We start from the raw sequence: 25,654 nt of genomic DNA on the forward strand, positions 1-25,654 counted from the left end.
GATGGCGCCGACTTCGGCACGGCGCTCCGGGCATTCGCGCAGGGCGCAATATGGTTTGTTCACGGGCTACGTCCTCGCCGCTATCGGAGCGGCGGTGGGCGCGGTGCTGCTCGGCATTTCGCTGTGGCGGCCAAGCTCGTTCAACGGCTTTCGCAGCGCGGCGGCGGACACCGTCGTGCCCATCGGACAGGCAAGCGCGGCGACCCGCGCCGAAGGTCAGGGGCTGTTCGACAGCATTGCCGGCTACCTCGCCGCGGGCAGCCAGAACGCGGCCCTGAAAAAGGAAGTCGAACTCGCCCGCATCCGGCTCAAGGAAGCCGAGGCGGTCAAGCAGGAAAACGCCCGCCTGAAGGCGCTCCTCGGCTTCCGGGAGGGTGCAGTCAAACCCGTCGCTGTCGCGAGGCTCGTGGGCTCCAGCGCGGCAAGCACGCGGCGTTTCGCCTATCTTGGCGCCGGCCGAAACCAGGGCGTGGCTGTCGGCATGCCGGTGCGCTCGCCGCGCGGGATCGTCGGCCGCGTTCTCGAAGTCGGCGCCGACAGTTCGCGGGTGCTCCTACTGGCCGATAGCGAAAGCGTGATCCCGGTCCGCCGGTCGAGGGACGAGGTGGTCGCATTCGCCGAAGGACGGGGTGACGGGCGTCTGCGCATCCGCCTCATCAATCTCGGCATCAACCCGCTCAAGAAGGGCGACGTGTTCGTCACCAGCGGCGCGGGTGGCTACTATCATCCCGGCACCGCCGTCGCGATCCTGCAGGAAGTGACGGAGGACGGCGGCGTCGCTGCGGTAATCAGCGATCCCGCGGCAACCGACTTCGTGGCAGTGGAGCCGATCTGGCAGCCCGACGCGGTCAAGGCTGCCCAAACCCCCGTGGCCGAGCAGGTTACCCAATGATCGGCGAGCTTTCGTCCCGGGCGCGGCGCGATCGATATGGCAGCAAGATCAATCGCACGCATTCACCGGTGCTGGCCCATGCCGTGCCGTGGGTCACCGTGATGCTCGCATCGCTCATCCCGCAGATCCCGATCGCGAGCGCCGTCCCGTTGATCCCGCCGCTCGGCTTCATGACGCTGCTCTCCTGGCGCCTCGTCCGCCCCGGCCTTCTGCCCGTGTGGGCCGGATTTCCACTCGGCGCATTCGATGACCTGTTCAGCGGGCAGCCGTTCGGCTGCGCGATTGTCCTCTGGTCGGTCACGATGATCGGCATCGAACTTGTCGAGGCGCGCTTTCCATGGCGCGGCTTCTTCCAGGACTGGGTCGTCGCCGCGGTTCTGGTTGCATGGTATCTCGTCATCGCGGCGCTCTTCTCCGGCGGCAGGTTCGGCGGGACGGCGCTGCTCATCCTCGTGCCGCAATTCCTTCTGGCGGTTGTCCTGATTCCCATCATGTCCCGGTTGGTGGCCGGCCTTGATCGTTTCCGCCTGAGCCGCGTGAAGGTGATCCTGTGAAGATTCGGCGCCGGCGCCGCAGGGCTCCTCGCGCGATCGTCAGTCCGGCGACACTTGCCAATACGTTCGAGCGGCGCAGCTTCGTGATCGGCGCCGTGCAAGGCGGACTGGGCCTGATCCTGGCTTCGCGCATGGCGTACCTGTCCATCTTCGAGAACGAGAAGTACCGGACCGAGGCCGAGAGCAATCGCGTCAACCTCTCGCTCATACCACCGCGACGCGGGTGGATACTCGATCGCAACGGGGCGCCGCTGGCGTCGAACAAGGCGGACTTCCGCGTCGACATCATCCCCGAACGCCTGCGCGATCCCAAAGCGGAACTGGCCACCCTTGCCCCGATCCTCGGGCTCGATGCTGAAAAGATCCGCGACCTCCACGACAAGATCGACGATTCGAAGGGATTCCAGCCCATCGAGGTGGCCAGCGGGCTGGATTACGAGCAGTTCGCGGCGGTCAGCGTGCGCCTGCCCGATCTGAACGGAGTCGTGCCGCAGCGCGGCTTCTCGCGCTTTTACCCTACCGGTCCCTCCGTCGGTCATCTCGTCGGCTATGTCGGTCCGGCAAGCGCCGAGGAATACGAGAAGGACCGCAACCCGATCCTGATCACGCCCGGCTACAAGATCGGCAAGGACGGGATCGAGAAGCAGTTCGAAAAGCGCCTGCGGGGTGTGCCGGGCGCTCGCAGGGTGGAGGTGACCGCTTCTGGCCGCCTAGTGCGCGACCTCGAGACGCGCGAGGACATTCAGGGCAAGCCCGTACAACTGACCATCGACGGCCCCTTGCAGGACTATGCCGCTCGACGGATCGGGCCGGAGTCCGGATCCGTGGTGGTGATCGACTGCCTGACCGGCGACTTGCTGTGCATGGCCTCGATGCCCAGCTTCGACCCCAACAGCTTTTCCGATGGCATCGGCCGCGTCGAATACGCGATGCTCAGCCAGGACGAGCGTGTTCCACTTCGCAACAAGATCCTCAAGGGTCTCTACCCCCCGGGCTCGACGGTGAAGCCGATGGTGGCGATGAGCTTCCTGGAGGCCGGCCTCGATCCCAATGCCGCAACCAACTGCGCCGGTGGCCTGCGCGTCGGCAACCGGGTGTTCCACTGCTGGCAGCGCCGCGGACACGGGCATGTCGACATGGCCAAGGGCATCTACCAGTCGTGCGATGTCTATTTCTACCACTTCGCCCAGCAACTCGGCATGGATGTGATCGCGCCGATGGCCAAGCGCTTGGGAATGGGGCAGGAATTCCCACTTCCCGTCGCCAGCCAGTTCTATGGCACGGTGCCGGACCCGGCGTGGAAGATGAAGAAATACGGCCAGCCCTGGCAGCCCTATGACACGGTCAATGCCACCATCGGCCAGGGATACATGCTCGCCAACCCGCTGCAGCTGGCGGTGATGGCGAGCCGCATCGCGACCGGCAAGAAGCTGATGCCGCGGATGATCCTCGACCGCTCTCCGCCAAAGCCGGAATCGATGAACTTCCACGGCGATCACGTGCAGATCATCCAGAACGCGATGAGCGAGGTGGTCAATGGCCGGGGCACCGCGGGGCGCGCCAGGCTGCCGATCGATGACGTCCTCATGGCTGGGAAGACCGGCACCGCGCAGGTCGTCGGCCTCAACATCGGCAGCGGCAAGGGCGGCATCTGGAAGCACCGCGACCACGGGCATTTCATCTTCTTCGCGCCGTTCGACAATCCGCGTTATGCGGGAGCAGTCACCATCGAGCACGGCGGTGGTTCCGGCGCGGCCTATCCGATCGCGCGCGACGTGATGACCTTCCTGTTTGATCCGACCAAGGCCATGGACGCGCTTCATGCCCTCGAGAAACAATGGGGCGGGACCGCGCAGCAGCGGCTGGAGGCGAAGTACAACGCCTATGCCGCCGCCGCCGGGGAAGGCGTCGGCCGCGTACCCCGGCGCGATGAGGACATATTTGCGCGCGTCGATGCCGAAGCGCGCGCCGAGGCAAGCAAGCCGCAGCCGCTCGAAACCGGCGCCGTTACTCCGCCACCCGAACCGGTCGGCACATCGCCTTCTGGTCCTACCGATGGGCTCGAGCCGCGATGAGCGCGATCGTCCCGGCACCGATTGCGCGGCAGCCGTGGCAGATGATCCTGCCGCTGACCCTGCTCGTGATATTCGGTTCGGCCGTCCTCTATTCGGCGGCCGGCGGCCACCTGCAGCCGTTTGCGCTGTCACACGTCATTCGCTTCGCCATTTTCCTTGTGATGGCATGGGTCATGAGCCTGTTCGGCAAGGATCTGGTCCGGTTCGTGGCTTATCCGGCCTATGCCCTGATCCTGCTGCTCCTGCTGGCGGTGGAGTTGCTGGGCTTTGTCGGCGGCGGCAGCCAGCGGTGGATCGATCTCGGGTTTATCGTGCTGCAACCATCGGAATTGATGAAACCCGCCATCGTGCTCGTCCTGGCGCGGTTCTATGCCGATCTCCCCTCGGGCATGGTTCACACCTGGCGTTCGATCGTCCCGGCCGGAATCCTCATCGGGATGCCGGTCCTGCTGGTGCTGCTTCAGCCGGACCTCGGCACTGCTCTGGCAATCGCGTTCGGCGGGGTCGTGGTCATGTTCCTCGCCGGACTGCCGCTGCGCTGGTTCATGATGGGCGCAGGCGCGGGCGCGATAGCAGCGCCACTGGCGTTCTTCTTCCTGCTACACGATTACCAGAGGAACCGGGTGTTCACCTTCCTCGATCCCGAGAGCGACCCGCTGGGGACCGGCTATCACATCACCCAGTCGAAGATCGCGATCGGTTCGGGCGGCATTACCGGCAAGGGGTTCGGTGAAGGATCCCAGAGCCATCTCAACTATCTGCCCGAGCCGCATACCGATTTCGTCTTTGCGACGATGGCCGAGGAATGGGGACTGATCGGCGGACTTTTCGTCCTCCTCGTGTTCTTCCTTGTCCTGCGATGGGGCTGGCGGGTGGCGCTGGCATCGGACGACCGGTTCGCACGGCTGCTGTCGGGCGGTATGGTCGCGACGGTGTTCTTCTACGTGGCGATCAACCTGTTGATGGTCATGGGGCTGGCGCCGGTGGTCGGAATCCCCCTCCCGTTCATGAGCCACGGTGGCAGTTCGATGATGACCAACATGATCTGCCTGGGCACGCTGATGATGGTCAACCGCTGGAACCGCCGCAGCGGCCGGCGTGGCCTGGCATAGCTTTGCGACAAAACCGCCCCGCCCCCTTGGCATCCGCGCGCGGGCCGCTATATGCGGCGCTCCCGACGATTCGGGGCCGTCTCTAACGGCCAGCGGAACTCGGTGTGGACGCTTAGCTCAGTTGGTAGAGCAGCTGACTCTTAATCAGCGGGTCGTAGGTTCGAACCCTACAGCGTCCACCATCATCTTCCACCGCCAGGACCTCATTCGTGCTCCGCGAATGCTCGTGCACGCGAGGGCCCGCGACGATCGATGATCCATGTCATCCGGGTTTCCGGACTCCTTGTTTAGGACTGACTCGGGCGACACCCTTGCAATTCAGGGTGCCCCCCGCGGGCGACCGGCGCATCCGGTCGTCGATCACTGGAGGTCGCCCAGGATCTCCGTCAGTAATTGAAGGATCCCACATGACCGATATCGCCACTCTCGAGCCGCTTTTCGCACGCAAGGTCGGTGAGATCGCCGCTACCGTACCGGGAGCAACCAGCGTGTTTCGGCGCTTCGGGATCGATTTCTGTTGCCACGGGGATGTCCGGCTGGACGAGGCTGCGCGTGGGCGCTCCGTCGATCTCGCCAGTCTCGAACACGCCCTCGGCGCTCTCGACGCCGATGAGACGCTGCCACCCGAGCAGGACAGCGCCGCGATGATCGACCATGTCCTTTCGCGCTACCACGAAGTCCACCGCAGCCAACTGCCCGAACTCATCCTTCTGGCGCGCAAGGTCGAGCAGGTTCATGCGGGCAAGCCCGGCGTCCCCGCGGGACTCGCGGACACCCTGCAAGCGGCGCTGGGCGAGCTGGAGGTGCACATGAAGAAGGAAGAGCTGATCCTCTTTCCCGCCATGCGCCGGAAGGGCGCGGGAGCGCTCGATGGACCGATCACCCAGCTTCGCCACGAGCATGTCGATCATGGCGAATTGGTCGAGCGGATCACCGAACTGACCGGCGATTTTACCGTCCCCGAAGGCGGCTGCGGAACCTGGCGTGCGCTTTACGCCGGTGCGGCCCAGTTCAAGGATGACCTGATCGAGCACATCCACCTCGAAAACAACATCCTGTTTCCGCGCTTCGAAAGCTCACATTGATCGCCGCTGGAGGCGTGGCACCAGGACCGGTGTGTGCATCACGTGCGCTCCCGGTCCGCGGGTGCGTTTGATAGCCAGGCAAGCCGATGGCGTTCATCGAATTCGAACAAACCCCAAATCCCGACGCTCTGCGCGTGCAGACCGGACAGGTGTTCACCACGGGTGCGGCGCTCGATTTCGACCGGTCGAGCGCCGCTGCCCCGCCCCTCGCCGCTGACTTGTTGGCCATCGGCGGCATTGAGCGAGTGATGATCGGACGCGATTTCGTATCGGTCATTCGTGCAGGGCCCACGGTGCCGTGGGATCTCTTGCGCCCGGACATCGCGCTGGTGCTGATGGAGCATGCAGACGCCGCCGCCATCCAGGGCCCGTCCCGGCCCGATACCCATCTTGGCGAAGTCGAGAGGCACATCGAGGAGGTTCTGGATCGATACGTTCGCCATCTCCTCGCGAAAGACGGGGGCGAAGCGACCCTGATCCGTTTCGACGCCGGCGACGGGACCGCGTGGGTGAGGATGGGCGGAGCCTGCGGAGGCTGTCCTTCCGGCATCACGACGCTCAAGCGGACGATCGAGCAGACTATCATGCACTGGGTCCCGGAGGTGAAACGTGTCCACGCCGAGGGCACGGCGCCGGGATCAGGAGAGGATCCCAAAGCCCGCTTTCGTCGGTGGGTCCAGGAAAAGTGGGGCAAGTCCGGTCGTTAGGCCGATACTCCCTGGCTAAACTCGGCCAGCAGTTTCGGTATAAACGGAACGAGATCGCGCGCGAGGTAGCCTATCTCGGCGATACGTTCCGCCGCACGCTCACCGGCAGTGCCGTGGATGAACACGCCCCATCCGGCGGCCGTCAGGCAGTTCGCTCCCCGCGCCGCCAGTCCGCCGACGATGCCGGCAAGAACGTCGCCCGAGCCGCTGGTCGCAAGGCCTGCGTTGCCGCCTTCGAACCGTGCGCACTGGCCGTCCGGCGAGGCGAGCACGGTGCTTCTGCTCTTGAGCGCTACCACGGCGTTGAATTGGCTCGCGATGCGCAGCGCGATCGCCTCCGGATCCCCGGCGATCGCCTCGACCGGCATCACCGCGAGGCTGCTCATCTCGCCGAAATGCGGGGTCATGATCACCCTGCCGCTTCGCCGGGCGACCGCCTCGCGCAAGCCCTTTGCCGAAGTGAGCGCGGCGGCGTCGAGCACGATGGTGAGTTCAGCCGGCGCTTCGTCGAGTACCGCCGCCACCAGCTTGTCGGTCCTCTCTCCGCGCGACATGCCCGGGCCGAAAACAAGTGCGTCGCTTCTCCCGAGACGATCACGCAACTTGGCGGCCGCCTCGGGCGCGATCTCGCCCTGATCGTCTGCCGGCAGCGCGAACATCGAGGCTTCGGGGACGAGCACCGCGAGCGACATCGCCGCCGCCCGCACCGTGGCGAGCTGGAGCTTGCCTGCCCCGGCTCGCAGGGCTGCTTCTCCAGTCAGCCGGAGCGCGCCGGGGACGAGCTCCGCTCCCCCCACGACCAGCACCCGGCCGCGCGCGTTCTTGTCTCCTTCCGCTGACACCGGCGGGAGGGGATGGCTGCGGAGCCAGGCAGCATCGAGGCGGTCCATCAGCCGCGCCGGCCCGCGATGGCGTCCGGCTCGCGGGTTACAGGCGTCTCCGCCTGTTCCATCGGCGCGGTGACGTTATACCGAGTGAGAGCAAGCTTCCCGCCATCACCAGGTTCCAAGCGAAATTCGGTGATCGAGCAATTCGCCACGTCCGCTTCGCGGTCGATCGCCAGGATGGCCGCCTCGTCCAGAGTCTCGATAATGTAGCGCAAGCACAGAACCACGACCTGGTGAGTGAAGATCATCACCCGCTGGTTGCAGTGATGGAGCGAGATTGTATCGAGCACGGAGCGCAGCCGGAGGATGACGTCGCACCAGCTCTCTCCGCCGGGGGGCCGGTGGTAGAACTTTCCGAGCAGGCGCCGGAATTCTGCCTGGTCGGGAAAGACATTGGCGACGCCGGTGGTCGTCAGTCCGTCGAGGATGCCGAACTCCTTCTCGCGCAGGCGCTCGTCGAAGCAGATCGGCACGTCGCCGCCCGTTCCGCCCGCCGCGCGAAAGGTCTCGGCTGTCTGGAGCGCCCGGCGGTAGGGGGAGGACAGCAGCACTTCGGGCCGCTCGTGCTCCGGCATACCTGCAAACCACCGGCCGAGGGCCTTCGCCTGCTGGTATCCGAGCTCGCTAAGGGGAACGTCAGCATCGCGGTTATTAAGGGCAATGCGATCGGCGAGAGTTTCGTGCGCCTCGTCGCGGGCCACGTTTCCCGCGCTCTGACCGTGGCGCACGATGATGAGTTGGGAAGGCCAGTTCAACAACTGGATTTCCTCGTGCAGGTCAGGATCCTGCTTCCTGCTCGGGGATCGGCACGGCCTGGTCGGGCAGCCTGCCGCGCGGAGCGGCCGGCGGCGGCATCGGATTGCCCGAATGGCGGGCCTGAAACAGCTCGTAGCCGTCGTCTTCGCCAAGCTGCGGCCCGTCGGCGATCTCGTATTCCATCACAGCGATCCTCTCGCTGCGACAACGGGTAGACGGGCGGGATGTTCCTGCCGATTTCGCGCCGGTTTGCAGGCACTTACGCTAGATGTGAAGCGCGCGCCCGTAAGCCGCGAGAACGCTTTCGTGCATCATCTCGGACAGAGTGGGATGCGGGAAGATCGAGTTCATCAGTTCGACCTCGGTCGTCTCCAGCGTCTTGCCCACGACATACCCCTGGATCAGTTCGGTTACTTCCGCGCCGATCATGTGGGCGCCGAGCAGTTCGCCGGTCTTCGCATCGAACACCGTCTTGACGAAGCCTTCCGCCTCTCCAAGCGCAATGGCCTTGCCGTTGCCGATGAAGGGGAACGTGCCCACCCTTACCTCGTGCCCGGCTTCCTTCGCCGTGGCTTCGGTCAAGCCGACGCTGGCGACCTGCGGATGGCAGTAGGTACAGCCCGGAATGTTGTTGCGGTCGAGCGGGTGCGGATGCGCGTCCTTGTTGCCGAGTTCCTGCGCGATCGCCTCGGCGGCGGTGACGCCTTCGTGGCTCGCCTTGTGGGCCAGCCACGGGCCGGGCGTGCAGTCCCCGATCGCCCACAGCCCCTTCGATTTCGTGCGGCCGTAGGGATCGATCTGGATGAAGCCGCGGTCGAGATCGGCCAGCTTCTCGATGCCAATGTTTTCCGTGTTCGGAACGATGCCCACGGCGACGATGACGTGGCTGAACTCGCTTTCCGCGACCTTGCCGTCCTTGCCCTTGATCTTCGCCTTCACGCCTGCACCGGTAACGTCGAGCGCCTCGACCCCCGCCCCGGTCAGGATCGTCATGCCCTGCTTCTTCAGGCTCTTCTCGAGGAACGCCGACACATCCGCATCCTCCACCGGGACGATCCGGTCGAGCATTTCGACGATGGTAACTTCGGCTCCCATGTCGTTGTAGAAGCTTGCGAATTCGATCCCGATTGCACCCGATCCGATGACCAGCAGCTTGCTCGGCATCTCGGCCGGGGTCATCGCATGGCGATAAGTCCACACGCGCTTGCCGTCGGACTTGGCGAAGGGGAGCTCGCGCGCGCGTGCGCCGGTGGCGACGATCACGTGCCGGGCGGTGAGTTTCTCCTCGCCCTTCTCACCCTTCACGGTGATCGAGGTCGGACCGGTCAGCGTGCCCTCCCCCATGTGCACCGCGATCTTGTTCTTCTTCATCAGGTGCGTGACGCCCTGGTTGAGCTGCTTCGCAACACCGCGGCTGCGCTTCACGACCGCCGCAAGATCGGCCTCGATCGCGCCTGCGACCTTCAGGCCATAGTCGGCGGCGTGATCCATGTAGTGCTTGATCTCTGCCGAGCGCAGCAGCGCCTTGGTCGGGATGCAGCCCCAGTTGAGGCAGATACCGCCGAGCAGCTCACGCTCGACGATCGCGGTCTTGAAGCCGAGCTGCGCGCAGCGGATCGCCGCGACATAGCCACCCGGGCCGCTGCCGAGCACGATGACGTCGTATTGAGTGTCAGCCATGAGCTAGATCCTGAGCCGATTTGTTGGAAGCGTGGACCGCATGGACCACTGTCCTGGAGAAGGAAAACCAGGGCCCGCAAAGGTGCTGCGGAACAAGGAATATGAAAGGGAACGCGCTGGTCACGGCGCGATCTTGGCACGAGCGCAGGCGTGTAGGACAGTGCTCACTGGCCGTGCGCTCTCAGCGCTTCTTCGCCCACCGGGCGGGGACGGTTGTCCTCGTCGAGCAGCACGAACTTGAACGTGCCGCTGCAGACCCTGATGGTCGCCTCGCCATTACGCTCGCGCGCGATGCCTTCCGCGACGATGGTCAGCGAGGTGGTGCCGGTCGCCGCGACCTCGCAGTACACGCTGAGTTCGTCCCCTACTGCCATCGCGCCCGGAAAGGCGAAGTCGGTGGCGGAAACGACCACCGCCTTGCCCTGTCCAACGCGGCTCGCCAGCGCGCCCGCGCCGAGCGCCATCTGACTCATCAGCCACCCGCCGAACACGCCGCCATAAGGGTTCGTGTCCGCCGGCATCGCGGTGACGCGGATGAGGGGATCGCGGCTGCTCAACACTGGTGCCTCAAGCCACAAGCCCCAGCGGCGCCTCCACCAGCGCCTTGAACGCCTGCATCAGCTCGGCACCATCCGCTCCGTCGATGGCGCGGTGGTCGAAGCTGCCGGTGGCGCTCATCACCGTGGCTATCGCGAGCGCGTCGTCCACCACGTGGGGACGCTTGTCGCCCGCGCCGACGGCCATGATCATGCCTTGAGGCGGGTTAATGACCGCTTCGAACTGCTTGATCCCGTACATGCCGAGGTTCGACAGGCTGGCCGTGCCGCCCTGGTATTCGTGCGGCTGCAGCTTGCCCTCGCGTGCCTTGCCGGCAAGCTCCTTCATCTCGGTGGCGATGGTGCTGATCGATTTCGACCCGGCATCGACGATGATCGGGGTGATCAGGCCGCTCGGGGCCGCCACCGCGACGGAAATGTCGGCCCGAGAGAACGAGCGCAGCACGTCGCCGCCGAAGCTGACATTGCACCTGGGCACCTGGATCAGCGCCTTGGCCAGCGCCTTGATGAGCAGGTCGTTGACCGACAGCTTCACTCCTTGCGCTTCGAGTGCGGCATTGAGTTCCGCGCGTAGCTTGAGCAGCGGATCGAGGCGCACGTCGATGGTGAGGTAATAATGCGGAACGGTCTGCTTGGATTCGGTCAGGCGCCGCGCGATGACCTTGCGCACGTTCGAGAGCTTCTCGTCCTCGTGCGGGATGCCGAAGTCTGGCAGCGTGGCCGGACCGGCAGGCGCGGCGGCGGCCTGGCCGGTAGCGGGTCCGGCCGCTTCCCGGCGCGGGACTGCCGATCCGGACTGCGCGCCTTCTACATCGGCCTTGACGATGCGCCCGTTCGGGCCGCTGCCCTTCACGCTCGCGAGATCGACGCCCTTCTTCTCGGCGATCCGCCGGGCGAGCGGTGAAGCGATCGTGCGCGTCCCGGCAGAGGAAGCGGCCTTGGCCGGCGCGACGGTCGGCGCTGATGCTGGTGTCGGTTCGGGCGGTTCGCTGGCCGCCGGTTGAGCGCTTTCACTGCTTTCGGGTGCGGCGGCGGCAGCCGGCGCGGCGTCAACGGTCCCCGCATCCTCGCCCTCGGCGCCCAGCAGCGCGATCACGGTGCCGACTTTCACGCCCTCGGTGCCGTCGGGCACCTCGATCTTCAGGACCGTGCCCTCGTCGACCGCCTCGAACTCCATCGTCGCCTTGTCGGTCTCGATCTCGGCCATGATGTCGCCGGAAGAGACCGTGTCGCCTTCCTTGATCAACCAGCGCGCGAGCGTGCCTTCCTCCATCGTCGGGGAAAGCGCGGGCATCTTGATCGGGGTCGGCATAGCGGTCCTTCACTGGGGAGTGATCGGCGCCCGCTTTGGCAAAGCCGTAGCGTCCGGGCAAGCCGCTTGCCCTGATTGCCGAATAAGCCGATATTCCCGCGCCTTCGCGAAGGGTGGGGAACGATGCGCGTCTATCTGGTGATTATCGACGAGACGGAGGAAGCCGCGCGCGCGCTGCGCTTCGCCTCGCGCCGTGCGATGAAGACGGGCGGCGCGGTCCACATCCTCGCGCTGGTGCCGCGCGAAAGCTTCAACGCATTCGGAGCGGTGCAGGCAACGATCGAGCAGGAGGCGCTCGATCGGGCCGAGATGGTCGCCAGCAGCGCGGCCGGTTCGATATTCGCCGAAAGCGGCAAGATGCCGGTCATCACGGTTCGCGCAGGCGACGCGCAGGGCGTGATCAGGGACTACCTCGCCGAGCATCCGGAAGTCGGCGCGCTGGTGCTGGGCGCCGCGGGCGAAGGTTCCCCCGGTCCGCTGGTGACGCACTTCTCCTCGCACGTGGGCGCCTTGCCCTGCCCTCTGTTCATCGTGCCGGGCGGCCTCAGCGACGAGGATATCGACCGGGTCAGCTAACGCTTGCGGCCCTGGTGCCGGATGTTGCCCGGCCGGCCCCGCTTGCCTTGCATGTGCTTGCCGCCATCGGGGCGCGGTCGCTTGCGACGGGAATCGGGCCGGTTGCCGCGCGGTTCGATGCGTCCGCCGCCCTCCGGCAGTTCGAATTTGAGCGCGCCGGTGAGCGGATTGGCTTCGGCGAGGCGCAGTTCGAGCCGGTCGCCGGGCGCGTAGGTCGTCCCGCTGTCGTCTCCCACCAGTCGCTGCGCGGCCTCCTCCCAGCGAAAATGCTCGCGGCCCAGCGTCGAGACCGGGACCAGGCCATCGCCGCCGACCCCCAGGATGGTGGCGAAGAACCCGAAGCTCTGAACCCCCGTGATGCGGGTTTCGAACACCTCGCCGACCCGGCTCGCGAGCCAGGCAGCGACGTAGCGGTCTATCGTGTCGCGCTCGGCCTCCATTGCGCGGCGCTCGGTCTTGCTGATGGCTTCGGAGATTTTCGACAGGTCGTCACGATCGCGATCGCTCAGGCCGCTGTGCGCTGGCAGACCCTTGGGCTCGGGCTGCTCGAGCTTGTAGGCATCGACCAGCGCGCGGTGGACCAGCAGGTCTGAGTAGCGCCGGATGGGCGAGGTGAAGTGCGCGTAGGAACCGAGCGCGAGGCCGAAGTGCCCGGCGTTCTCGGGCCCGTAGTAGGCCTGCGTCTGACTGCGCAGGACCGCTTCCATGACCTGCGCCTTCTCGCTCTCGTCGACGATATCCTTGATCATGCGGTTGAACAGGCCCGGCGTGATCACCTGGCCGAGCGCGAGGCTGTGGCCGAAGGTCTTCATGTAGTCCCTGAGCGCGACGAGCTTCTCGCGCCCCGGCGCTTCGTGGACGCGGTAGACCACCGGCGCGGTGCGCGCCTCCAGCGCCTTGGCTGCAGCGACGTTGGCGGCGATCATGAAGTCTTCCACCACCCGGTGCGCATCGAGCCGTTCGCGCACGGCGATCTCGGTGATCCTGCCTTCCGCATCGAGGCGGACCTGCCGTTCGGGCAATTCCAGTTCGAGCGGATCGCGCGCCGCGCGTGCAGCGGCGAGCAGCTTCCACGCGCCCCAGAGGTGCTGGAGGTGCTCGGGCGCGCGCTCCTCGTCGATGGCGGCCTGCGCGTCTTCGTAGGCGATGTTGTGCGCGATACGAACGAGCGCGCGAGTAAAGCGCCACTTGGTAACTTTACCGTCTGGCGAGATACGCAGGTGGCACGCCATCGCGGCGCGGTCCTCGCCTTCCTTCAGGCTGCAGACGTCGGCGCTCAGCACCTCGGGCAGCATCGGCACGACGCGGTCCGGGAAATACACGGAGTTACCGCGCTTCCTCGCCTCGCGGTCCACTTCGCTCGTCGGACGGACGTAGAAGCTGACATCCGCAATCGCGACGAGCGCACGGTAGCCGCCCTCCCCGTCGGGCTCGGCCCATATGGCGTCATCGTGGTCGCGGGCGTCGGCCGGGTCGATGGCGACAATGGGCAAGTCGCGCAGGTCTTCGCGGTGCTCGTGCGACAGCGGGATCCTCGCCGCGCGCTGCGCCTCTTCCAGGGCTGCCTCGGGGAAGACGTGGGGGATGCCGTGCTTGGCGATGGCGATGAGGCTGAAGCTGCGCGGCTCGAGCGGATCGCCGATCACCTCCGTGACCTTCACGCCCGAGCGTGGCGACTTGCCCGCCGGTTCCGCGACGACGAGCTGGCCCGCCTCCGCCCCGCCAAGGTCGGCAATGGGGGAGGACGAGCGAACCCGCTTGTCCACCGGGGCGAGCCAGCCCTTGCCGCTGGCATCGATCTCCACCACGCCCATCAGGCCTTCGGTACGCGCCGGCAGCTTCTTCATCGGATAGGCGAGCCAGCCCCGCCCGGATTCCTCGGTACGGGCGAGCACCCGGTCCCCGACCTTCAGCGCCGGCTGCTTGCTGTTACGCGCCTTCTTGCCCTCGACGATCCGCAGGCGCGGGGGCGGTGTCGCGTCGTCCGGGCTCCAGGCGTCGGGGATGGCGTAAGGCTCGCCGTCGTCTATCTCCAGAACGCGCAGCACGGTGACCTTGGGAACCCCGCCCATCCGGTGATAGGCGGTCTTCTTGCCGTCGATCAGGCCTTCCTCGGCCATGTCCTTGAGCAAGGCCTTGAGGGCGATCTTCTCTTGCCCCTTGAGCCCGAACGCCTTGGCGATCTCGCGCTTGCCGGCGATCTGGTCGCTGGTCTGGAGAAATTCGAGAATCTGCGCCCGCGAGGGCATTCCGGGCTGTTTGCTGGCGGGCGGTTTTCTGGCGGGCATGGCGCGCGATATGGGGCCGCGCCTAGTTCTTGTCACCCTGCTGCTGTGCGAGCGGCGCGAACCCGCCACCCGGCACCGCGCTCGCCACCGGGCTGCACGCCCCATCCGCGGCGCAGGCGCTGACGCCGAATACCCAGTCGTCGCCCCGCACGCCTTCCAGCTTGGCGCTGGTGGCGACGACGTTGGCGATCACCGGCTTTTCCCACCAGTCCGCCTCGTTGGTGGCGCGCTGCCACAGCGTGTATCCGACCGCGCCCGGCACCTCGTCCCACTTGACGGTGGTGAACGTCTGGACCGCAGCCTCGGCGGTGGGCACGGGCGGCATGGGGGCCCGGGCGAGGCGGTCGAGCATCCGCACATTGAGGGCGGTCACCCGGGCGAGGTAGGGAAAGTCCATCGCCTCGACCGTGTCGCCGTAATGCACGCCGTTCTCGGTGCGCAGGTCCTGGTGCTGCTTGTCGTAATTCTCGACCCCGACGGAGAAGCGGATCGCCGGATAGCCTTTCTCCAGATAAGGGAGATGGTCCCCGCCCCGCCCCATCCGGTCGGCGCGCCAGATGGGCCGCACCTGCAGCGACGCGTCATCGAGATCTGCCACGAAGCGCGAGAGATTCCGGCTGGGACTGTCGTTCTCACCCCCGTCTCGGCGCTGCGCGGCGCGAGCCTTCTCGTCCAGGTCCGCGCGCGGCCCTTCCGAGAACACCCGCACGTGATCGGGAACGCAATAGCCGTCCGAGCTGCAGGAGTTGCCCACGATGTCGTTGTTCAGCACCGCCTTGACCTGCCAGCCCTGCCCGGCCGCGTAATCGGCCAGCAACTGCCCGCCAAACAGGCCCTGCTCCTCTCCCGAGAGAAGAGCGTACACGATCGTCGTCGGGTACGTGTGCTGCGAGAGCACGCGCGCGGCTTCGAGCACAAGGGCGGTGCCGCTGCCGTCGTCATTCGCGCCGGGCGCGTCGGAGGTTGCGTCCATCACGTCGGTCACGCGGCTGTCGATGTGACCCTGCACGATCACCACCTCGTTGGGCCGCTCGGTCCCGCGCTGGATGGCGACCACGTCCACGAGACGCGTGGGCCTGGGGATGCGCGCACCTTGCACCATGCGTTCGGGCAGCACGATGGTGAGGCATCCGCCGCATGCCTTTCCGGTCTTGCGGAACTCCGCCTCGCCCCACCGCCGCGCGGCGCCGATGCCACGCTTTTTGCTAACCTGATCGGACAGCGTATGCCGCGTACCGAACGAGACGAGCTTTTCGACATCGGCACGGAGCCGCTGCTGCGACACATCGGCCGATGGATCGTCCCCGGCCGTGAGCGGAGCGGCAGATAGAAGGGCGGCGGCAAAAAGGGGAAGCTTGCGCATAACACCCTTTCGGACAGCGACTTGCGCTTGGCAAGCGCCCTCCGATCGGGTGCTCAATAGGCGCGTGCGACCAGCACGCGTTCGACCGCCGCCTCACCGGTGAAGATGCAAACGCCGTCCGCTGGCTCCGCATCGATGGGGACGTTGCGCAAGGTGAGCTTGAGCGCCTTGAGTTGGTCCACGACCTGTTCGAGCGCCTGGCCGGTCGGCTTGGCCCACTGCACTTCCAGCCAGCCCGGATTGTCCACGCCATCGGCAAACGCGGCTTGAAGCTCCGGCAATGCCGTCACGCCGCGCGAGATCCGTGCATCGCGAACATCCCGCGCCGATGCCAGCATGGAAGCCTGGATCGTTTCGAGCATGCCGGGAATCGCTTGCGCCGCCTCGTCAAGCGAAGGCGCCTGGAACGCGGGCTTGCCGTTTTCCGCCCACAGTGCATCGCGCCGCAGAAGGCTGACCTTGCCCTCGGCCATGTCGCGCTGGCCAACCTCGACGATGAGCGGGGCGCCCTTGCGCACCCAGTCCCAACGCTTTGCGGCAGCCTTGCCCGGCTTGGTATCGAGCAGCACGCGGACCGGTTCCCGCAGCGCATCTTCGGATGCGAGCGAGGCGCGCAGCCGCTCGCAGTATTCGACAAGCGCCGCGTCGCCTTCGTCCTCGCGGAGCATCGGCACGATCACGACCTGCCACGGCGCGATGGCCGGGGGAACCTTGAGCCCGTCGTCATCGCCATGGACCATGATCACGCCGCCGATCATGCGGGTCGAGACGCCCCAGCTCGTGGTGTGCGCGAGCTGCTGCCCCCCTTCACGATCCTGGAAGCGGATGCCGCTCGCCTGCGCGAAATTGGTGCCAAGGTAATGGCTGGTGCCTGCCTGGAGCGCCTTGCCATCCTGCATCATCGCCTCGATCGACCAGGTTTCGACCGCGCCGGGGAAGCGTTCGTTCTCGGGCTTTTCGCCGGCGATCACCGGCAGCGCGAGATCCTCCTCCGCGCAGGCGCGATAGACTTCGAGCATGCGGAGCGTGTGCTCTTTCGCTTCGCCCGCGGTCTCGTGGGCGGTGTGTCCTTCCTGCCAGAGGAACTCACTGGTGCGCAGGAACATGCGCGTGCGCATTTCCCAGCGCATGACGTTGGCCCACTGGTTGAGCTTGAGCGGCAGGTCGCGCCATGATTGGACCCAGCGCGCCATCGCGTCCCCGATGATGGTTTCGGACGTGGGGCGGATAACCAGCGGTTCTTCCAGCTTCGCTTCGGGATCGGGGATCAGGCCGCCCTTTCCGTCAGCGATCAGGCGGTGGTGCGTGACGACCGCCATTTCCTTGGCGAAGCCTTCGACGTGCTCGGCCTCGCGCTCGAAGTTGCGCAGGGGGATGAGCAACGGGAAATACGCGTTATCGTGCCCCGTCGCCTTGATCCGGTTATCGAGCAGGCGCTGGATACGCTCCCAGATGCCGTAGCCCCATGGCTTGATCACCATGCAGCCGCGCACGCCGGATTCCTCGGCCATGTCGGCGGCCGAGATGACCTCCTGGTACCACTGGGCGAAATCGTCGGCGCGCTTGACCGAGAGGGCGTGGCGTATCTGGGACACTGATGGGGTGCTTTCGCAGGAATTGGAACAGTGCGCGCCCCTAGCGGCGGGGGCGGCTACTTGCCAAGCTCGTCGAGCTTCTTCTGCATCGCGGCCATCTGCGCGCGCAGCTCGGCGAAGTCGTCGGCCTTGTTCGGCGCCGGTTGATCGGCCGCCCGCGGCGGGTCGGCACGCTGCGGCATGAGCGCATCGGCAGCGGCGCGCATCATGGCGAGGTTCGTCTCGGCCATCTTCGCGAACGGATTGGCACCGGCGCGGGCATGCAGCGCCTCGGCGACCTTGGCCTGGTTGTCGCGAAAGTTTTCCATCATCGCGTCGAGGTAGGCGGGCATCATCGCCTGCATCGAATTGCCGTACATACCGATGAGCTGGCGCAGGAAGCTGATTGGGAGCATCTGCTCCCCCCGGCTCGATTCCGCGTCCATGATGATCTGGGTCAGGATCGTGTGAGTGATGTCCTCGCCCGACTTGGCGTCGATGACCTTGAAGTCGACCCCCTCCCGGGTCATCCGCGCGAGGTCGTCCAGCGTGATGTAGCTGGAAGACGCGGTATTGTAGAGGCGCCGGTTGGCGTACTTCTTGATGATGGTGGCACCATCGCCGCTGTCGTTTCGCCTCGTCATGTATGCGCCCTCGCGTTCGGTTGCCTACGCTTAGCACTTGCAGCATTTGCGGTGCAATAAATGCTGCGTTTTTTTGTGCGCAGCAAATTCAGCGGCGGAAGCGTCGTCCGAGAACTGTCAGCAGCTCGTACTGCGTCAGCCCGGTGAGGGCCGAAGCCTCAGGCAGCGCGTACGGCACATCGAGCCAGTCCCCTTCACGCAACCCGGGACACTGCCTCGCGTCCACGACCACCATGTCCATCGACACTTTGCCGAGCAAGGGAACTTCCGCTCCGTCATGGTGCAGCGAACCGGCACCCTCCCCCCAGCAGCGCAGGAAGCCATCGGCATAACCCAGCGAGGCGACTGCCACGCGCATCGGGGCGGGCGCGACGAAGCTGGCGTTATAGCCGATGCCTTCGCCCGCCTCGACGTCCCGCACCTGCAGCACGGCTGCGCGCAGATGCGCGACCTGGCGTATGTCGCCCGCCATTTCAGGGCGCGGCACGCCGCCGTAAAGCGCGAGCCCTGGGCGCGTCACATCGAAGGCAAAGCGCGGTCCCAGCGCGATTCCGGCGCTGTTGGCGAGGCTCTGGCGCCGGGCGGGAACCCGGTTGCATGCTTCCCGAAAGCGGGCGAGCTGGAGATCGTTCTGGTCCGTGTCTTCATCCGCCGAGGCCAGGTGCGACAGCAAGGTCTCGACCTTCAGGTCAGCCAGGACGGGATCGCCAAGTGCCGACAGGGGCAATCCCAGGCGATTGATCCCCGTATCGACCATCAAGTCGCAGGAGCCGCCGCCGCTCGCCTGCCAACGCGCTACCTGTCCGAGCGAGTTGAGAACCGGGCGAACCCCGCTTGCCTGGGCAAAAGCGCAGTCTTCATCCGACAGCGGGCCGTGGAGGACAGACACCTGCCCGGCCGGCACATGCGCGATGATGTCCGGCACCTCGCTCCAGTGGGCGACGAAGAAGTCCCGCGCGCCCGCTTTCGCCAGGATCGGGACCACCTTACCCGCGCCCAGGCCGTAGCCGTCGGCCTTGACCGCCGCTCCCGCCCGTGCTGCCCCGGACAGCCGGTCAAGCGCACGCCAGTTGCTCGCGAGCGCTTCCGCATCCAGGTCGAGCCGCAGTGTCGGCGGCGGGAGTCCGCTCATGGGTTGGCCGGCGAAACCGGCAAATCATGTTCCGAAGCTTCGAAATCGCGCGGCGGGCCAGGAGGGATGCCCCACCACGCCACCAACAGCCCGAACGCCACCACCGCCCACGTGTACCACAGGCCGGAATAGGGATTGCCGGTCGTCGCCACGATGTAGCCCGCAATGAGCGGCAGGAACCCGCCGAGATAGCCGGCGCCGATGTGGTAGGGGATCGACATCGAGCTGTAGCGGATCTGCGGCGGGAACATCTCGGCCAGCAGGGCAGCAACCGAGCCATAGGTCAGCGCGGACAGCAGCCCGAGCGCGCACAGCAACCCGACTATGCCGGCAAGGCTCGCGAGCGGCGGTTTCTGCTTGGCGAAGTCGTAGCCTTTCGCTTCGAGCGCGGATTGCAGCGAAGCCTTGCGGCCGGCGTCGTCCGCCGGGTCAATGGCCAGCGGTTCACCCCCGACGCTGACGTGAGGCGCGCCCTCGGGGTCGCCCACGGAATAGCTGACCCCGAGCGAGGTGAGATCGGCCAGCACCCGCCCGCATTCGGTCGCCTGCTTGCTGGCGAAGGCATCGTATTCGCAACCGCTGCCGCTCACGATCACGGGCGCCGCACGCGCGCTGGCGGCGAGGCCGGGGTTGGCCAGTGAGCCCATGCCCCAGAATATCGGGAACAGCAGGACCAGCGTCGCGATCGCCCCGATGATGATCGGACGTTTGCGCCCGACCCGGTCAGACCATTTGCCGACGAGCAGGTAGAACCCCATCGAGATGGCGCCGGACACCAGCATGACGATCTCGACCGTCGCCTCGTCCATCCGCATCGGGCCCCGCAGGAAGCTCATTCCCGAAAAGAACGCGGTGTACCAGATCGTCGTCAACACGCCTGTGATGCCGAACAGCGCGACGAACAGGCGCTTCGGGTTGCCGGGATAAGTCATGCTCTCGACGAAAGGATTCTTCACCATCTCGCCCGCTTGTTTCATCGCCTTGAACACCGGACTTTCGGATAGCTTCAGGCGCATCCACAGGCTGACTGCCAGCAGGATCAGGCTGAGCAGGAAGGGCACCCGCCAGCCCCAGGCCTCGAAAGCATCGGCCGGTATGAACGCACGACAGCCGATCACCACGATGATCGAGAGAACGAACCCGCCAACCACGCTGGACTGGATGAAGCTGGTATAGAAGCCGCGCTTTTCGGGCGGCGCATGCTCGGCAACATAAACCGCCGCGCCTCCGTACTCACCGCCGAGCGCCAGGCCCTGGAGAATGCGGAGAAGTATCACGATCGCCGGGGCGGCAAGTCCGATCGACACGGCGCCCGGCACCAGTCCGACCCCGGCGGTCGCCACGCCCATGAGAGTGACGGTGACGAGGAAAGTGTATTTTCTCCCCAGCCTGTCGCCCAGATAACCGAACAGGATCGCCCCCAGCGGCCGGAACCCGAACCCGACCGCGAACCCCGCCCACACCAGGAGGAGTTGCAGTGTCTCGTTGTCGGCCGGGAAAAACGCCTTGCCGATCAGCGCGGCGAGCGTGCCGTAAATGAAGAAATCATACCACTCGAACACCGTGCCGACCGAGGAAGCTGCGATGACGAGGCGAATTTCCTTCGCGCTCGGCTCATGGCCCGGCGCTGCGGCGGCGGCGGTTGCGCTCATGACGGCGGCGATGCTCCCCTTCCCTTGCTGCAGCGGCTCTAGCCGCAGCGCATCTACTTGGGAAGCGCGGCCAGCGCGGCATTCCAGGCGAGCAGGACAGCGCCGTGCCGGGCCGGATAAGCGCGCGCTGCTTCGATGTTTTCGAGACCGGGCCATTCCGGTCGCTCGCCCTCACCGGAAAGCCATTCAGCTATCGCGTCCCGCGAAAGTTCGATCGCGCGCCGATCGCGCCCGCCGACAGCATCGAGAAACAGCGCAGCGGCGGCCTGCCCGACCGCGCAGGCCGTTACTCGCATCCCTGGATTCCGGACGCGCCCCTCCGCATCGACATCGCAACCGAAGGCGATGGTGCTGCCGCAAGTTGGCGAGCGAGCTTCCGACAGGAATGGCGAGCGGGGATCAAGTGGCCTGCTCGCAAGCGAAACTGCCAGCCCGAGTAATTCCGGAGTATAAAGCGGCGACCCGCCCCGAGCGCTTTCCCGCCTCGTCACCGGGCCTAGGCCCTGTCGAGCTTGACCGCCCGATCACCCTGTTCGACTTCACTGCTGCGGGTGTTGATGAGATCGACAAGCGCGTCGGCGCTGGCGTTGACGAGCGGATATGTCCGCGCCTGCTTGATCCAGTCGGGCCGGCCCGCCACCCCCCAGGTCGCATCGTAGCCCAGCACGAGTATGGCAAAGGCGCAGACGACAATGATCGCGCCCTTGACCGCTCCGAAACCGAAGCCGAGCACGCGGTCGATCGGCTTCAGCATCGAAGTGCGAGCCTTGCCGCCGAACCGCCCGGCGATCAGCCTCATGGACATGATCGGGACCACCAGCAGCATGGCGAAAGCCAGCGTGGCAGCTCCGGGCCCGTTTCCGATCTTCATCACCAGCCATCCGTATAGCGGGGTGTGAAGTTCGTGAATCACGGCCAGCGTGAAGATCCACCCGATGAGCGAGAGTATCTCCTGCACGAAACCGCGCATGAAGCCGCCGGACGCCGCAACCGCGACGATGAGCAGTACAATGATGTCAAAAACCGTCATGCGATCTAGGAGGCGACTATTCCTCTGCGACAACCCGGTCAACGAGGTTGGCCAGTCTCCTAAGACCGCGATAGTTAAGTCCGGGTGAATCCGGCTCCGCTTCAACCGGCCCGTATCCCATCCCGAAACCGAGCTTGGCCGCTTCGCGAAGGCGCAGGCCCGCGTGTGCGACAGGCCGTATCTCGCCCGCCAGCGACACCTCTCCAAACCATACCGCGTGGGTCGCGAGGGGTTTGTCCGCGAGCGCCGAAACCAGCGCCGCGGCAACCGCCAGATCGGCGGCCGGGTCCGACAGCCGGTAACCTCCAGCGACATTGAGATAGACTTCAGCCGAGCTGAAATTGAGTCCGCAGCGCGATTCGAGGACCGCGAGCAGCATCGCGAGCCGGCCCGAATCCCACCCCACCACCGCCCGCCGGGGCGTGGCGCCCGATTGCAGCTTCACGATCAGGGCCTGGATTTCCACCAGCACCGGCCTCGTGCCCTCCAGCGCGGGAAATACCGCACTACCGGCGAGCGGCTCCTCACGACCCGAAAGGAACAGCAACGACGGGTTGGCGACCTCCTCCAGCCCTGCCCCGGCCATCGCGAACACCCCGATCTCGTCGATCGCGCCGAAGCGGTTTTTCAGCGCGCGCAGGATGCGGTACTGGTGGCTGCGCTCGCCTTCGAAGCTCATTACCACGTCGACCATGTGTTCGAGCACGCGCGGGCCCGCGATCGACCCGTCCTTGGTCACGTGGCCGACAAGAACGAGCGCAACGCCGTTCTCCTTGGCATAGCGGATCAACTCGAATGCACAGCCGCGCACCTGGCTGACGGTGCCGGGCGCGCCTTCTATCGTGTCCGAGTGCATCGTCTGGATCGAATCGATGATCAGCAAGGCGGGCGGCGCGCCCTGCCCCAGCGTGGTCAGGATATCGCGCACCCCGGTGGCGGCCGCGAGCTTGATCGGGGCGTCGGCCAAGCCCAGCCGCCCTGCACGCATCCGCACCTGCCCGGCCGCTTCCTCGCCGCTGACATAGACAACGCTCGCCCCTGCGCGCGCGACCGCGCCGGCGGTTTGCAGCAGCAGGGTGGATTTGCCGATGCCCGGATCGCCGCCCATCAGGATGGCCGACCCTGGCACAAGTCCGCCGCCGAGCGCGCGGTCGAATTCCGCCAGGCCGGAGGGCAGGCGAACCAGCGGATCTGACGGCGCGTCGAGCGCCTCGAAGGTGATCGCCCGCCCGCCGCTCGAAAGATCGTGCTTGAGGGAGAACACGGTCGCGGGAGCGTCTTCGGCAAGGGTGTTCCACTCGGCGCAATCGGGGCATTGTCCCTGCCATCGATGGGTGACCGAGCCGCAGGCCTGGCACACGTAGCGGCGTTTCGTCTTCACCATGACCGGGGACCTAATCGGAACATTGGGAGAACGCAATTGCCAAGCCGCCCCCGCTGCGGTTAGCACCCGGTCATGCGCCAGAAGGAACTTCGCATCGCGCTGGTCTGCTACGGCGGGGTGAGCCTGGCGGTCTACATGCACGGCGTCACCAAGGAAGTGTGGCACCTGGCCCGCGCGAGCCGCGACTTTCACACGGAGGGAGAGCCGGCAAGCGGCGTGGGCGCGGTATACCGCGAACTGCTTGAGCTGGTCGAACGCCAGCACGGACTGCGGTTGCGGGTGTTGCCCGACATCGTCACCGGGGCGAGCGCGGGAGGCATCAACGCGGTGTTCCTCGCCCAGGCAATCCATTCAGGCCACAGCCTCGAGCCGCTGACGGAGCTATGGCTCGCCAACGCCGACGTGGACCGGCTGCTGGATCCCGATGCGCGGCCGTGGTCCCGCGCAGCCAAGCTGTGGGCCATGCCGCTGGTCTGGTGGCTGCTGCGCCGCCCCGGGAATGTGGTGAGCGAGAGCGTCGCTCCGGAAACCCGTTCCGAAGTGCGCCGCAAGGTCTCGCACTTTATCCGGGGCCGCTGGTTTGAGCCGCCGTTCTCCGGGCTCGGGTTTTCCTCGCTGCTGTTCGATGCTCTGAAAGCGATGGGATCGTCCGAGACAAGCGGGCCGCTGCTTCCGCCAGGGCATCCGCTCGACCTGATGGTCACCGCGACAGACTTTCGCGGGTTCCTGTCACTCCTGCGCCTCCACAGTCCGCAGACGGTAGAGGAAAGCGAGCACCGGCTGCCGATCGCCTTTCGCAGCAAGACACCGGGGGTCGGGGGGCAGGGCCTTGCCGAGCCGCTCGAGCTGACCATGGCCGCGCGGGCCACGGCCAGCTTCCCAGGTGCCTTTCCACCCTTGCGGCTGGAGGAAATCGACAAGCTTGCCACCGCGCGCGGCAGGCAATGGAGCGGCCGTAGCGCGTTTCTCGAACGGATCATGCCGGTTCACGTGCGACAGGGGAACGAGGCGCACGTCTCGCTCATCGATGGTTCGGTCCTGATCAACGCGCCCTTCGCCGCTGCGCGCGCCGCCCTGCCATCGCGTCCGGCGCAGCGCGAGGTGGACCGCCGTTTCGTCTATATCGACCCGCGTCCCGACCGGTTTGGCGCCCTGGAACAGTCGATCGACCGCCCGGTGGGCTTTTTCGCCGCGATCCTCGGGTCACTATCCACCATCCCGCGCGAACAGCCGATCCGCGACAACCTCGAGGCGCTCGAGCGGCAATCGCGCGAGGCGGTGCGGCTTGCGCGGATCGCCGCCGCCCTTCGGCCCGAGGTAGAGACGGCTGTTGAAAAGCTGTTCGGCCTCACCCTGTTCCTCGACCGGCCGACGCCCAAGCGCCTGGCGGCATGGCGCAACAAGGCCCAGCAGGCGGCTGCCGAGCGTGCGGGCTATGCTTTCCAGCCTTATGCCCAGGCGAAAGTCGCCGGCATTCTAGAGACCCTTGCCGAAATCGTCATTAAATCCGCGCCTGGCCTGATGTTGCCCGATGCCGAGCCTGTGCTGGAACGCCTGCGGCAGGAACTGGACGAACGCGGGCTGCTTTCGCTCAGCAATGCGGGCGGCGGGATGAGCGACGCGGCAATCTCGTTCCTGCGCGCGCACGACCTTGCTTTCCGCATTCGCCGGCTGCGGCTGATCGCCCGCCGCCTGTCGCGCGAATGGGAAGCCGACGAAACGATTCCCGACGATGCTCTCGATGCCGCGCGCGACGCGATTTATCGCATCCTGGCCCTTTACTTCGCGCAGGAAGGTGGAATCTCACTGGGAGACGATTTTGCCGTGCTGGCGGGCAAGGTCATGGAAGATCCCGGCGCCGTGCTCGACGCGCTCGCCGCGCGCCGCCTGCTGCCCGAAGTGGACGCACAGGCGGAGGAAATGCTTGCAGCCGCGCTCGAGGAAATGCCGAAGGAACTGCGCCGCCGCGTGCTGCTCGCATACCTCGGCTTCCCGTTCTACGATGCGGCCACCTTGCCTCTGCTGCAGAATGAAGGGTTGACGGAGTTCGACGCGGTCAAGGTGGACCGCATCAGCCCGGAAGACGCGCGATCCATCCGGGCCGGCGGCACGCGCGCGACCTTGCGAGGCACCGAGTTCTACAATTTCGGAGCGTTCTTCAGCCGGGGATACCGCGAAAACGATTATCTATGGGGCCGTCTGCACGGCGCGGAACGGATGATCGACCTCGTCGCATCCACGCTGGAGGATTTCGATGAGGGCGATCTGCGAGCGCTCAAGCGCAAGGCTTTCATCGCCGTGCTCGACGAGGAAGAGGGACGTCTAACCGCCGATCGCGAGCTTGTGGCGCAAATCCGCCGCGAGGTTCTGGAAATCCCCGCGCCGGATTAGAAC

General features: G+C 66.2%; 23 protein-coding genes and 1 tRNA gene. 9 read left to right on the top strand and 15 right to left on the bottom strand.

Annotated elements, in window-relative coordinates:
- Nucleotide 1 precedes the first annotated feature (1 nt).
- The 7 genes from mreC to IEW58_RS06050 all read left to right on the top strand — a co-directional run bounded on the left by mreC (nt 2) and on the right by IEW58_RS06050 (nt 6,425).
- Nucleotides 2–892: a rod shape-determining protein MreC gene (mreC, locus tag IEW58_RS06020; RefSeq protein ID WP_188644296.1), complete on the top strand. Its 891-nt coding sequence runs from the start codon at nt 2–4 to the stop codon at nt 890–892.
- Nucleotides 889–1,446: a rod shape-determining protein MreD gene (mreD, locus tag IEW58_RS06025; RefSeq protein WP_188644297.1), complete on the top strand. Its 558-nt coding sequence runs from the start codon at nt 889–891 to the stop codon at nt 1,444–1,446. The genes mreC and mreD overlap by 4 nt, the downstream gene beginning before the upstream one ends.
- Nucleotides 1,443–3,521, top strand: coding sequence for a penicillin-binding protein 2 (mrdA, locus tag IEW58_RS06030; protein ID WP_188644298.1), 2,079 nt, complete (start codon nt 1,443–1,445; stop codon nt 3,519–3,521). The genes mreD and mrdA overlap by 4 nt, the downstream gene beginning before the upstream one ends.
- Nucleotides 3,518–4,633, top strand: coding sequence for a rod shape-determining protein RodA (gene rodA / locus IEW58_RS06035; RefSeq protein ID WP_188644299.1), 1,116 nt, complete (start codon nt 3,518–3,520; stop codon nt 4,631–4,633). Before mrdA ends, rodA begins: the two co-directional genes overlap by 4 nt.
- Nucleotides 4,634–4,739: 106 nt before the next feature.
- Nucleotides 4,740–4,815, top strand: a tRNA-Lys gene (locus IEW58_RS06040).
- A gap of 225 nt (nt 4,816–5,040) precedes the next feature.
- The gene (ric, locus tag IEW58_RS06045) at nt 5,041–5,718 is read left to right on the top strand and encodes an iron-sulfur cluster repair di-iron protein (RefSeq protein ID WP_188644300.1); all 678 of its coding nucleotides are present in this window, start codon (nt 5,041–5,043) and stop codon (nt 5,716–5,718) included.
- Nucleotides 5,719–5,804: 86 nt separating this feature from the next.
- The gene (locus tag IEW58_RS06050) at nt 5,805–6,425 is read left to right on the top strand and encodes a NifU family protein (protein ID WP_188644301.1); all 621 of its coding nucleotides are present in this window, start codon (nt 5,805–5,807) and stop codon (nt 6,423–6,425) included.
- Here the strand turns inward: IEW58_RS06050 and IEW58_RS06055 are convergent.
- The 6 genes from IEW58_RS06055 to IEW58_RS06080 form a co-directional block, all read right to left on the bottom strand.
- The gene (locus IEW58_RS06055; protein WP_188644302.1) at nt 6,422–7,315 is read right to left on the bottom strand and encodes an NAD(P)H-hydrate dehydratase; all 894 of its coding nucleotides are present in this window, start codon (nt 7,313–7,315) and stop codon (nt 6,422–6,424) included. The two genes, IEW58_RS06050 and IEW58_RS06055, sit on opposite strands and share 4 nt — an antisense overlap.
- Nucleotides 7,315–8,067 (bottom strand): histidine phosphatase family protein, encoded by a 753-nt coding sequence (locus tag IEW58_RS06060; protein ID WP_188644303.1) that lies wholly within the window; start codon nt 8,065–8,067, stop codon nt 7,315–7,317. Before IEW58_RS06060 ends, IEW58_RS06055 begins: the two co-directional genes overlap by 1 nt.
- Before the next feature lie 22 nt (nt 8,068–8,089).
- A complete protein-coding gene (locus IEW58_RS06065) occupies nt 8,090–8,251 on the bottom strand; it encodes a hypothetical protein (protein WP_188644304.1) in 162 nt (53 codons plus the stop codon).
- An 81-nt stretch (nt 8,252–8,332) separates the two neighbouring features.
- Entirely contained in the window at nt 8,333–9,748 is a 1,416-nt protein-coding gene (lpdA, locus tag IEW58_RS06070) for a dihydrolipoyl dehydrogenase (protein ID WP_188644305.1), read from the bottom strand.
- Nucleotides 9,749–9,912: 164 nt separating this feature from the next.
- The gene (locus IEW58_RS06075; protein ID WP_188645691.1) at nt 9,913–10,269 is read right to left on the bottom strand and encodes an acyl-CoA thioesterase; all 357 of its coding nucleotides are present in this window, start codon (nt 10,267–10,269) and stop codon (nt 9,913–9,915) included.
- A gap of 46 nt (nt 10,270–10,315) precedes the next feature.
- Nucleotides 10,316–11,617: a pyruvate dehydrogenase complex dihydrolipoamide acetyltransferase gene (locus tag IEW58_RS06080; protein WP_188644306.1), complete on the bottom strand. Its 1,302-nt coding sequence runs from the start codon at nt 11,615–11,617 to the stop codon at nt 10,316–10,318.
- A 123-nt stretch (nt 11,618–11,740) separates the two neighbouring features.
- Between IEW58_RS06080 and IEW58_RS06085 the strand changes: the two genes are divergently transcribed.
- Nucleotides 11,741–12,193 carry a universal stress protein gene (locus IEW58_RS06085; RefSeq protein ID WP_188644307.1) on the top strand — a complete coding sequence of 151 codons (453 nt, stop codon included), beginning with the start codon at nt 11,741–11,743 and terminating at the stop codon, nt 12,191–12,193.
- Here IEW58_RS06085 and IEW58_RS06090 read toward each other — a convergent pair.
- The 9 genes from IEW58_RS06090 to radA form a co-directional block, all read right to left on the bottom strand.
- Nucleotides 12,190–14,481 carry a ribonuclease R family protein gene (locus IEW58_RS06090; protein ID WP_188644308.1) on the bottom strand — a complete coding sequence of 764 codons (2,292 nt, stop codon included), beginning with the start codon at nt 14,479–14,481 and terminating at the stop codon, nt 12,190–12,192. The genes IEW58_RS06085 and IEW58_RS06090 overlap by 4 nt on opposite strands.
- Nucleotides 14,482–14,503: 22 nt before the next feature.
- The gene (locus IEW58_RS06095) at nt 14,504–15,844 is read right to left on the bottom strand and encodes a M28 family peptidase (RefSeq protein WP_188644309.1); all 1,341 of its coding nucleotides are present in this window, start codon (nt 15,842–15,844) and stop codon (nt 14,504–14,506) included.
- Nucleotides 15,845–15,897: 53 nt separating this feature from the next.
- Nucleotides 15,898–17,439 carry a proline--tRNA ligase gene (gene proS / locus IEW58_RS06100; RefSeq protein ID WP_188644310.1) on the bottom strand — a complete coding sequence of 514 codons (1,542 nt, stop codon included), beginning with the start codon at nt 17,437–17,439 and terminating at the stop codon, nt 15,898–15,900.
- Between the two features lie 56 nt (nt 17,440–17,495).
- A complete protein-coding gene (phaR, locus tag IEW58_RS06105; RefSeq protein WP_188644311.1) occupies nt 17,496–18,062 on the bottom strand; it encodes a polyhydroxyalkanoate synthesis repressor PhaR in 567 nt (188 codons plus the stop codon).
- 88 nt (nt 18,063–18,150) lie between these two features.
- A complete protein-coding gene (locus IEW58_RS06110) occupies nt 18,151–19,194 on the bottom strand; it encodes an alanine racemase (protein WP_188644312.1) in 1,044 nt (347 codons plus the stop codon).
- Nucleotides 19,191–20,846 (bottom strand): MFS transporter, encoded by a 1,656-nt coding sequence (locus tag IEW58_RS06115; protein WP_188644313.1) that lies wholly within the window; start codon nt 20,844–20,846, stop codon nt 19,191–19,193. Before IEW58_RS06115 ends, IEW58_RS06110 begins: the two co-directional genes overlap by 4 nt.
- Before the next feature lie 53 nt (nt 20,847–20,899).
- Nucleotides 20,900–21,142, bottom strand: a complete 243-nt coding sequence (locus tag IEW58_RS13815; RefSeq protein ID WP_229658465.1) for a hypothetical protein — start codon at nt 21,140–21,142, stop codon at nt 20,900–20,902.
- Nucleotides 21,143–21,342: 200 nt separating this feature from the next.
- Nucleotides 21,343–21,876 carry a CvpA family protein gene (locus IEW58_RS06125; protein ID WP_188644315.1) on the bottom strand — a complete coding sequence of 178 codons (534 nt, stop codon included), beginning with the start codon at nt 21,874–21,876 and terminating at the stop codon, nt 21,343–21,345.
- 16 nt (nt 21,877–21,892) lie between these two features.
- The gene (gene radA / locus IEW58_RS06130) at nt 21,893–23,260 is read right to left on the bottom strand and encodes a DNA repair protein RadA (RefSeq protein WP_188644316.1); all 1,368 of its coding nucleotides are present in this window, start codon (nt 23,258–23,260) and stop codon (nt 21,893–21,895) included.
- A gap of 72 nt (nt 23,261–23,332) precedes the next feature.
- Here radA and IEW58_RS06135 point away from each other — a divergent pair, with 72 nt between their 5' ends.
- Complete coding sequence (locus IEW58_RS06135) at nt 23,333–25,651, top strand: patatin-like protein (RefSeq protein WP_188644317.1); 2,319 nt, start codon at nt 23,333–23,335, stop codon at nt 25,649–25,651.
- The last annotated feature ends 3 nt before the right edge of the window (nt 25,652–25,654 follow it).

It is taken from the genome of Tsuneonella deserti (assembly GCF_014644315.1).
In the GTDB taxonomy this organism is placed as follows: domain Bacteria; phylum Pseudomonadota; class Alphaproteobacteria; order Sphingomonadales; family Sphingomonadaceae; genus Tsuneonella; species Tsuneonella deserti.

What these genes read in the sequence shown, in the direction of transcription:
- mreD (WP_188644297.1), top strand. Translation starts at nt 889, where the DNA reads ATGATCGGCGAGCTTTCGTCCCGGGCGCGGCGCGATCGATATGGCAGC.
- radA (WP_188644316.1), bottom strand. Translation starts at nt 23,260, where the DNA reads ATGGTGAAGACGAAACGCCGCTACGTGTGCCAGGCCTGCGGCTCGGTC.
- IEW58_RS06075 (WP_188645691.1), bottom strand. Translation starts at nt 10,269, where the DNA reads ATGCCGGCGGACACGAACCCTTATGGCGGCGTGTTCGGCGGGTGGCTG.
- phaR (WP_188644311.1), bottom strand. Translation starts at nt 18,062, where the DNA reads ATGACGAGGCGAAACGACAGCGGCGATGGTGCCACCATCATCAAGAAG.
- IEW58_RS06050 (WP_188644301.1), top strand. Translation starts at nt 5,805, where the DNA reads ATGGCGTTCATCGAATTCGAACAAACCCCAAATCCCGACGCTCTGCGC.
- IEW58_RS06055 (WP_188644302.1), bottom strand. Translation starts at nt 7,315, where the DNA reads ATGGACCGCCTCGATGCTGCCTGGCTCCGCAGCCATCCCCTCCCGCCG.
- IEW58_RS06135 (WP_188644317.1), top strand. Translation starts at nt 23,333, where the DNA reads ATGCGCCAGAAGGAACTTCGCATCGCGCTGGTCTGCTACGGCGGGGTG.
- ric (WP_188644300.1), top strand. Translation starts at nt 5,041, where the DNA reads ATGACCGATATCGCCACTCTCGAGCCGCTTTTCGCACGCAAGGTCGGT.
- IEW58_RS06065 (WP_188644304.1), bottom strand. Translation starts at nt 8,251, where the DNA reads ATGGAATACGAGATCGCCGACGGGCCGCAGCTTGGCGAAGACGACGGC.
- IEW58_RS06085 (WP_188644307.1), top strand. Translation starts at nt 11,741, where the DNA reads ATGCGCGTCTATCTGGTGATTATCGACGAGACGGAGGAAGCCGCGCGC.
- rodA (WP_188644299.1), top strand. Translation starts at nt 3,518, where the DNA reads ATGAGCGCGATCGTCCCGGCACCGATTGCGCGGCAGCCGTGGCAGATG.
- IEW58_RS13815 (WP_229658465.1), bottom strand. Translation starts at nt 21,142, where the DNA reads ATGCGAGTAACGGCCTGCGCGGTCGGGCAGGCCGCCGCTGCGCTGTTT.
- IEW58_RS06115 (WP_188644313.1), bottom strand. Translation starts at nt 20,846, where the DNA reads ATGAGCGCAACCGCCGCCGCCGCAGCGCCGGGCCATGAGCCGAGCGCG.
- IEW58_RS06125 (WP_188644315.1), bottom strand. Translation starts at nt 21,876, where the DNA reads ATGACGGTTTTTGACATCATTGTACTGCTCATCGTCGCGGTTGCGGCG.
- IEW58_RS06110 (WP_188644312.1), bottom strand. Translation starts at nt 19,194, where the DNA reads ATGAGCGGACTCCCGCCGCCGACACTGCGGCTCGACCTGGATGCGGAA.
- mreC (WP_188644296.1), top strand. Translation starts at nt 2, where the DNA reads ATGGCGCCGACTTCGGCACGGCGCTCCGGGCATTCGCGCAGGGCGCAA.
- IEW58_RS06095 (WP_188644309.1), bottom strand. Translation starts at nt 15,844, where the DNA reads ATGCGCAAGCTTCCCCTTTTTGCCGCCGCCCTTCTATCTGCCGCTCCG.
- lpdA (WP_188644305.1), bottom strand. Translation starts at nt 9,748, where the DNA reads ATGGCTGACACTCAATACGACGTCATCGTGCTCGGCAGCGGCCCGGGT.
- IEW58_RS06090 (WP_188644308.1), bottom strand. Translation starts at nt 14,481, where the DNA reads ATGCCCGCCAGAAAACCGCCCGCCAGCAAACAGCCCGGAATGCCCTCG.
- IEW58_RS06080 (WP_188644306.1), bottom strand. Translation starts at nt 11,617, where the DNA reads ATGCCGACCCCGATCAAGATGCCCGCGCTTTCCCCGACGATGGAGGAA.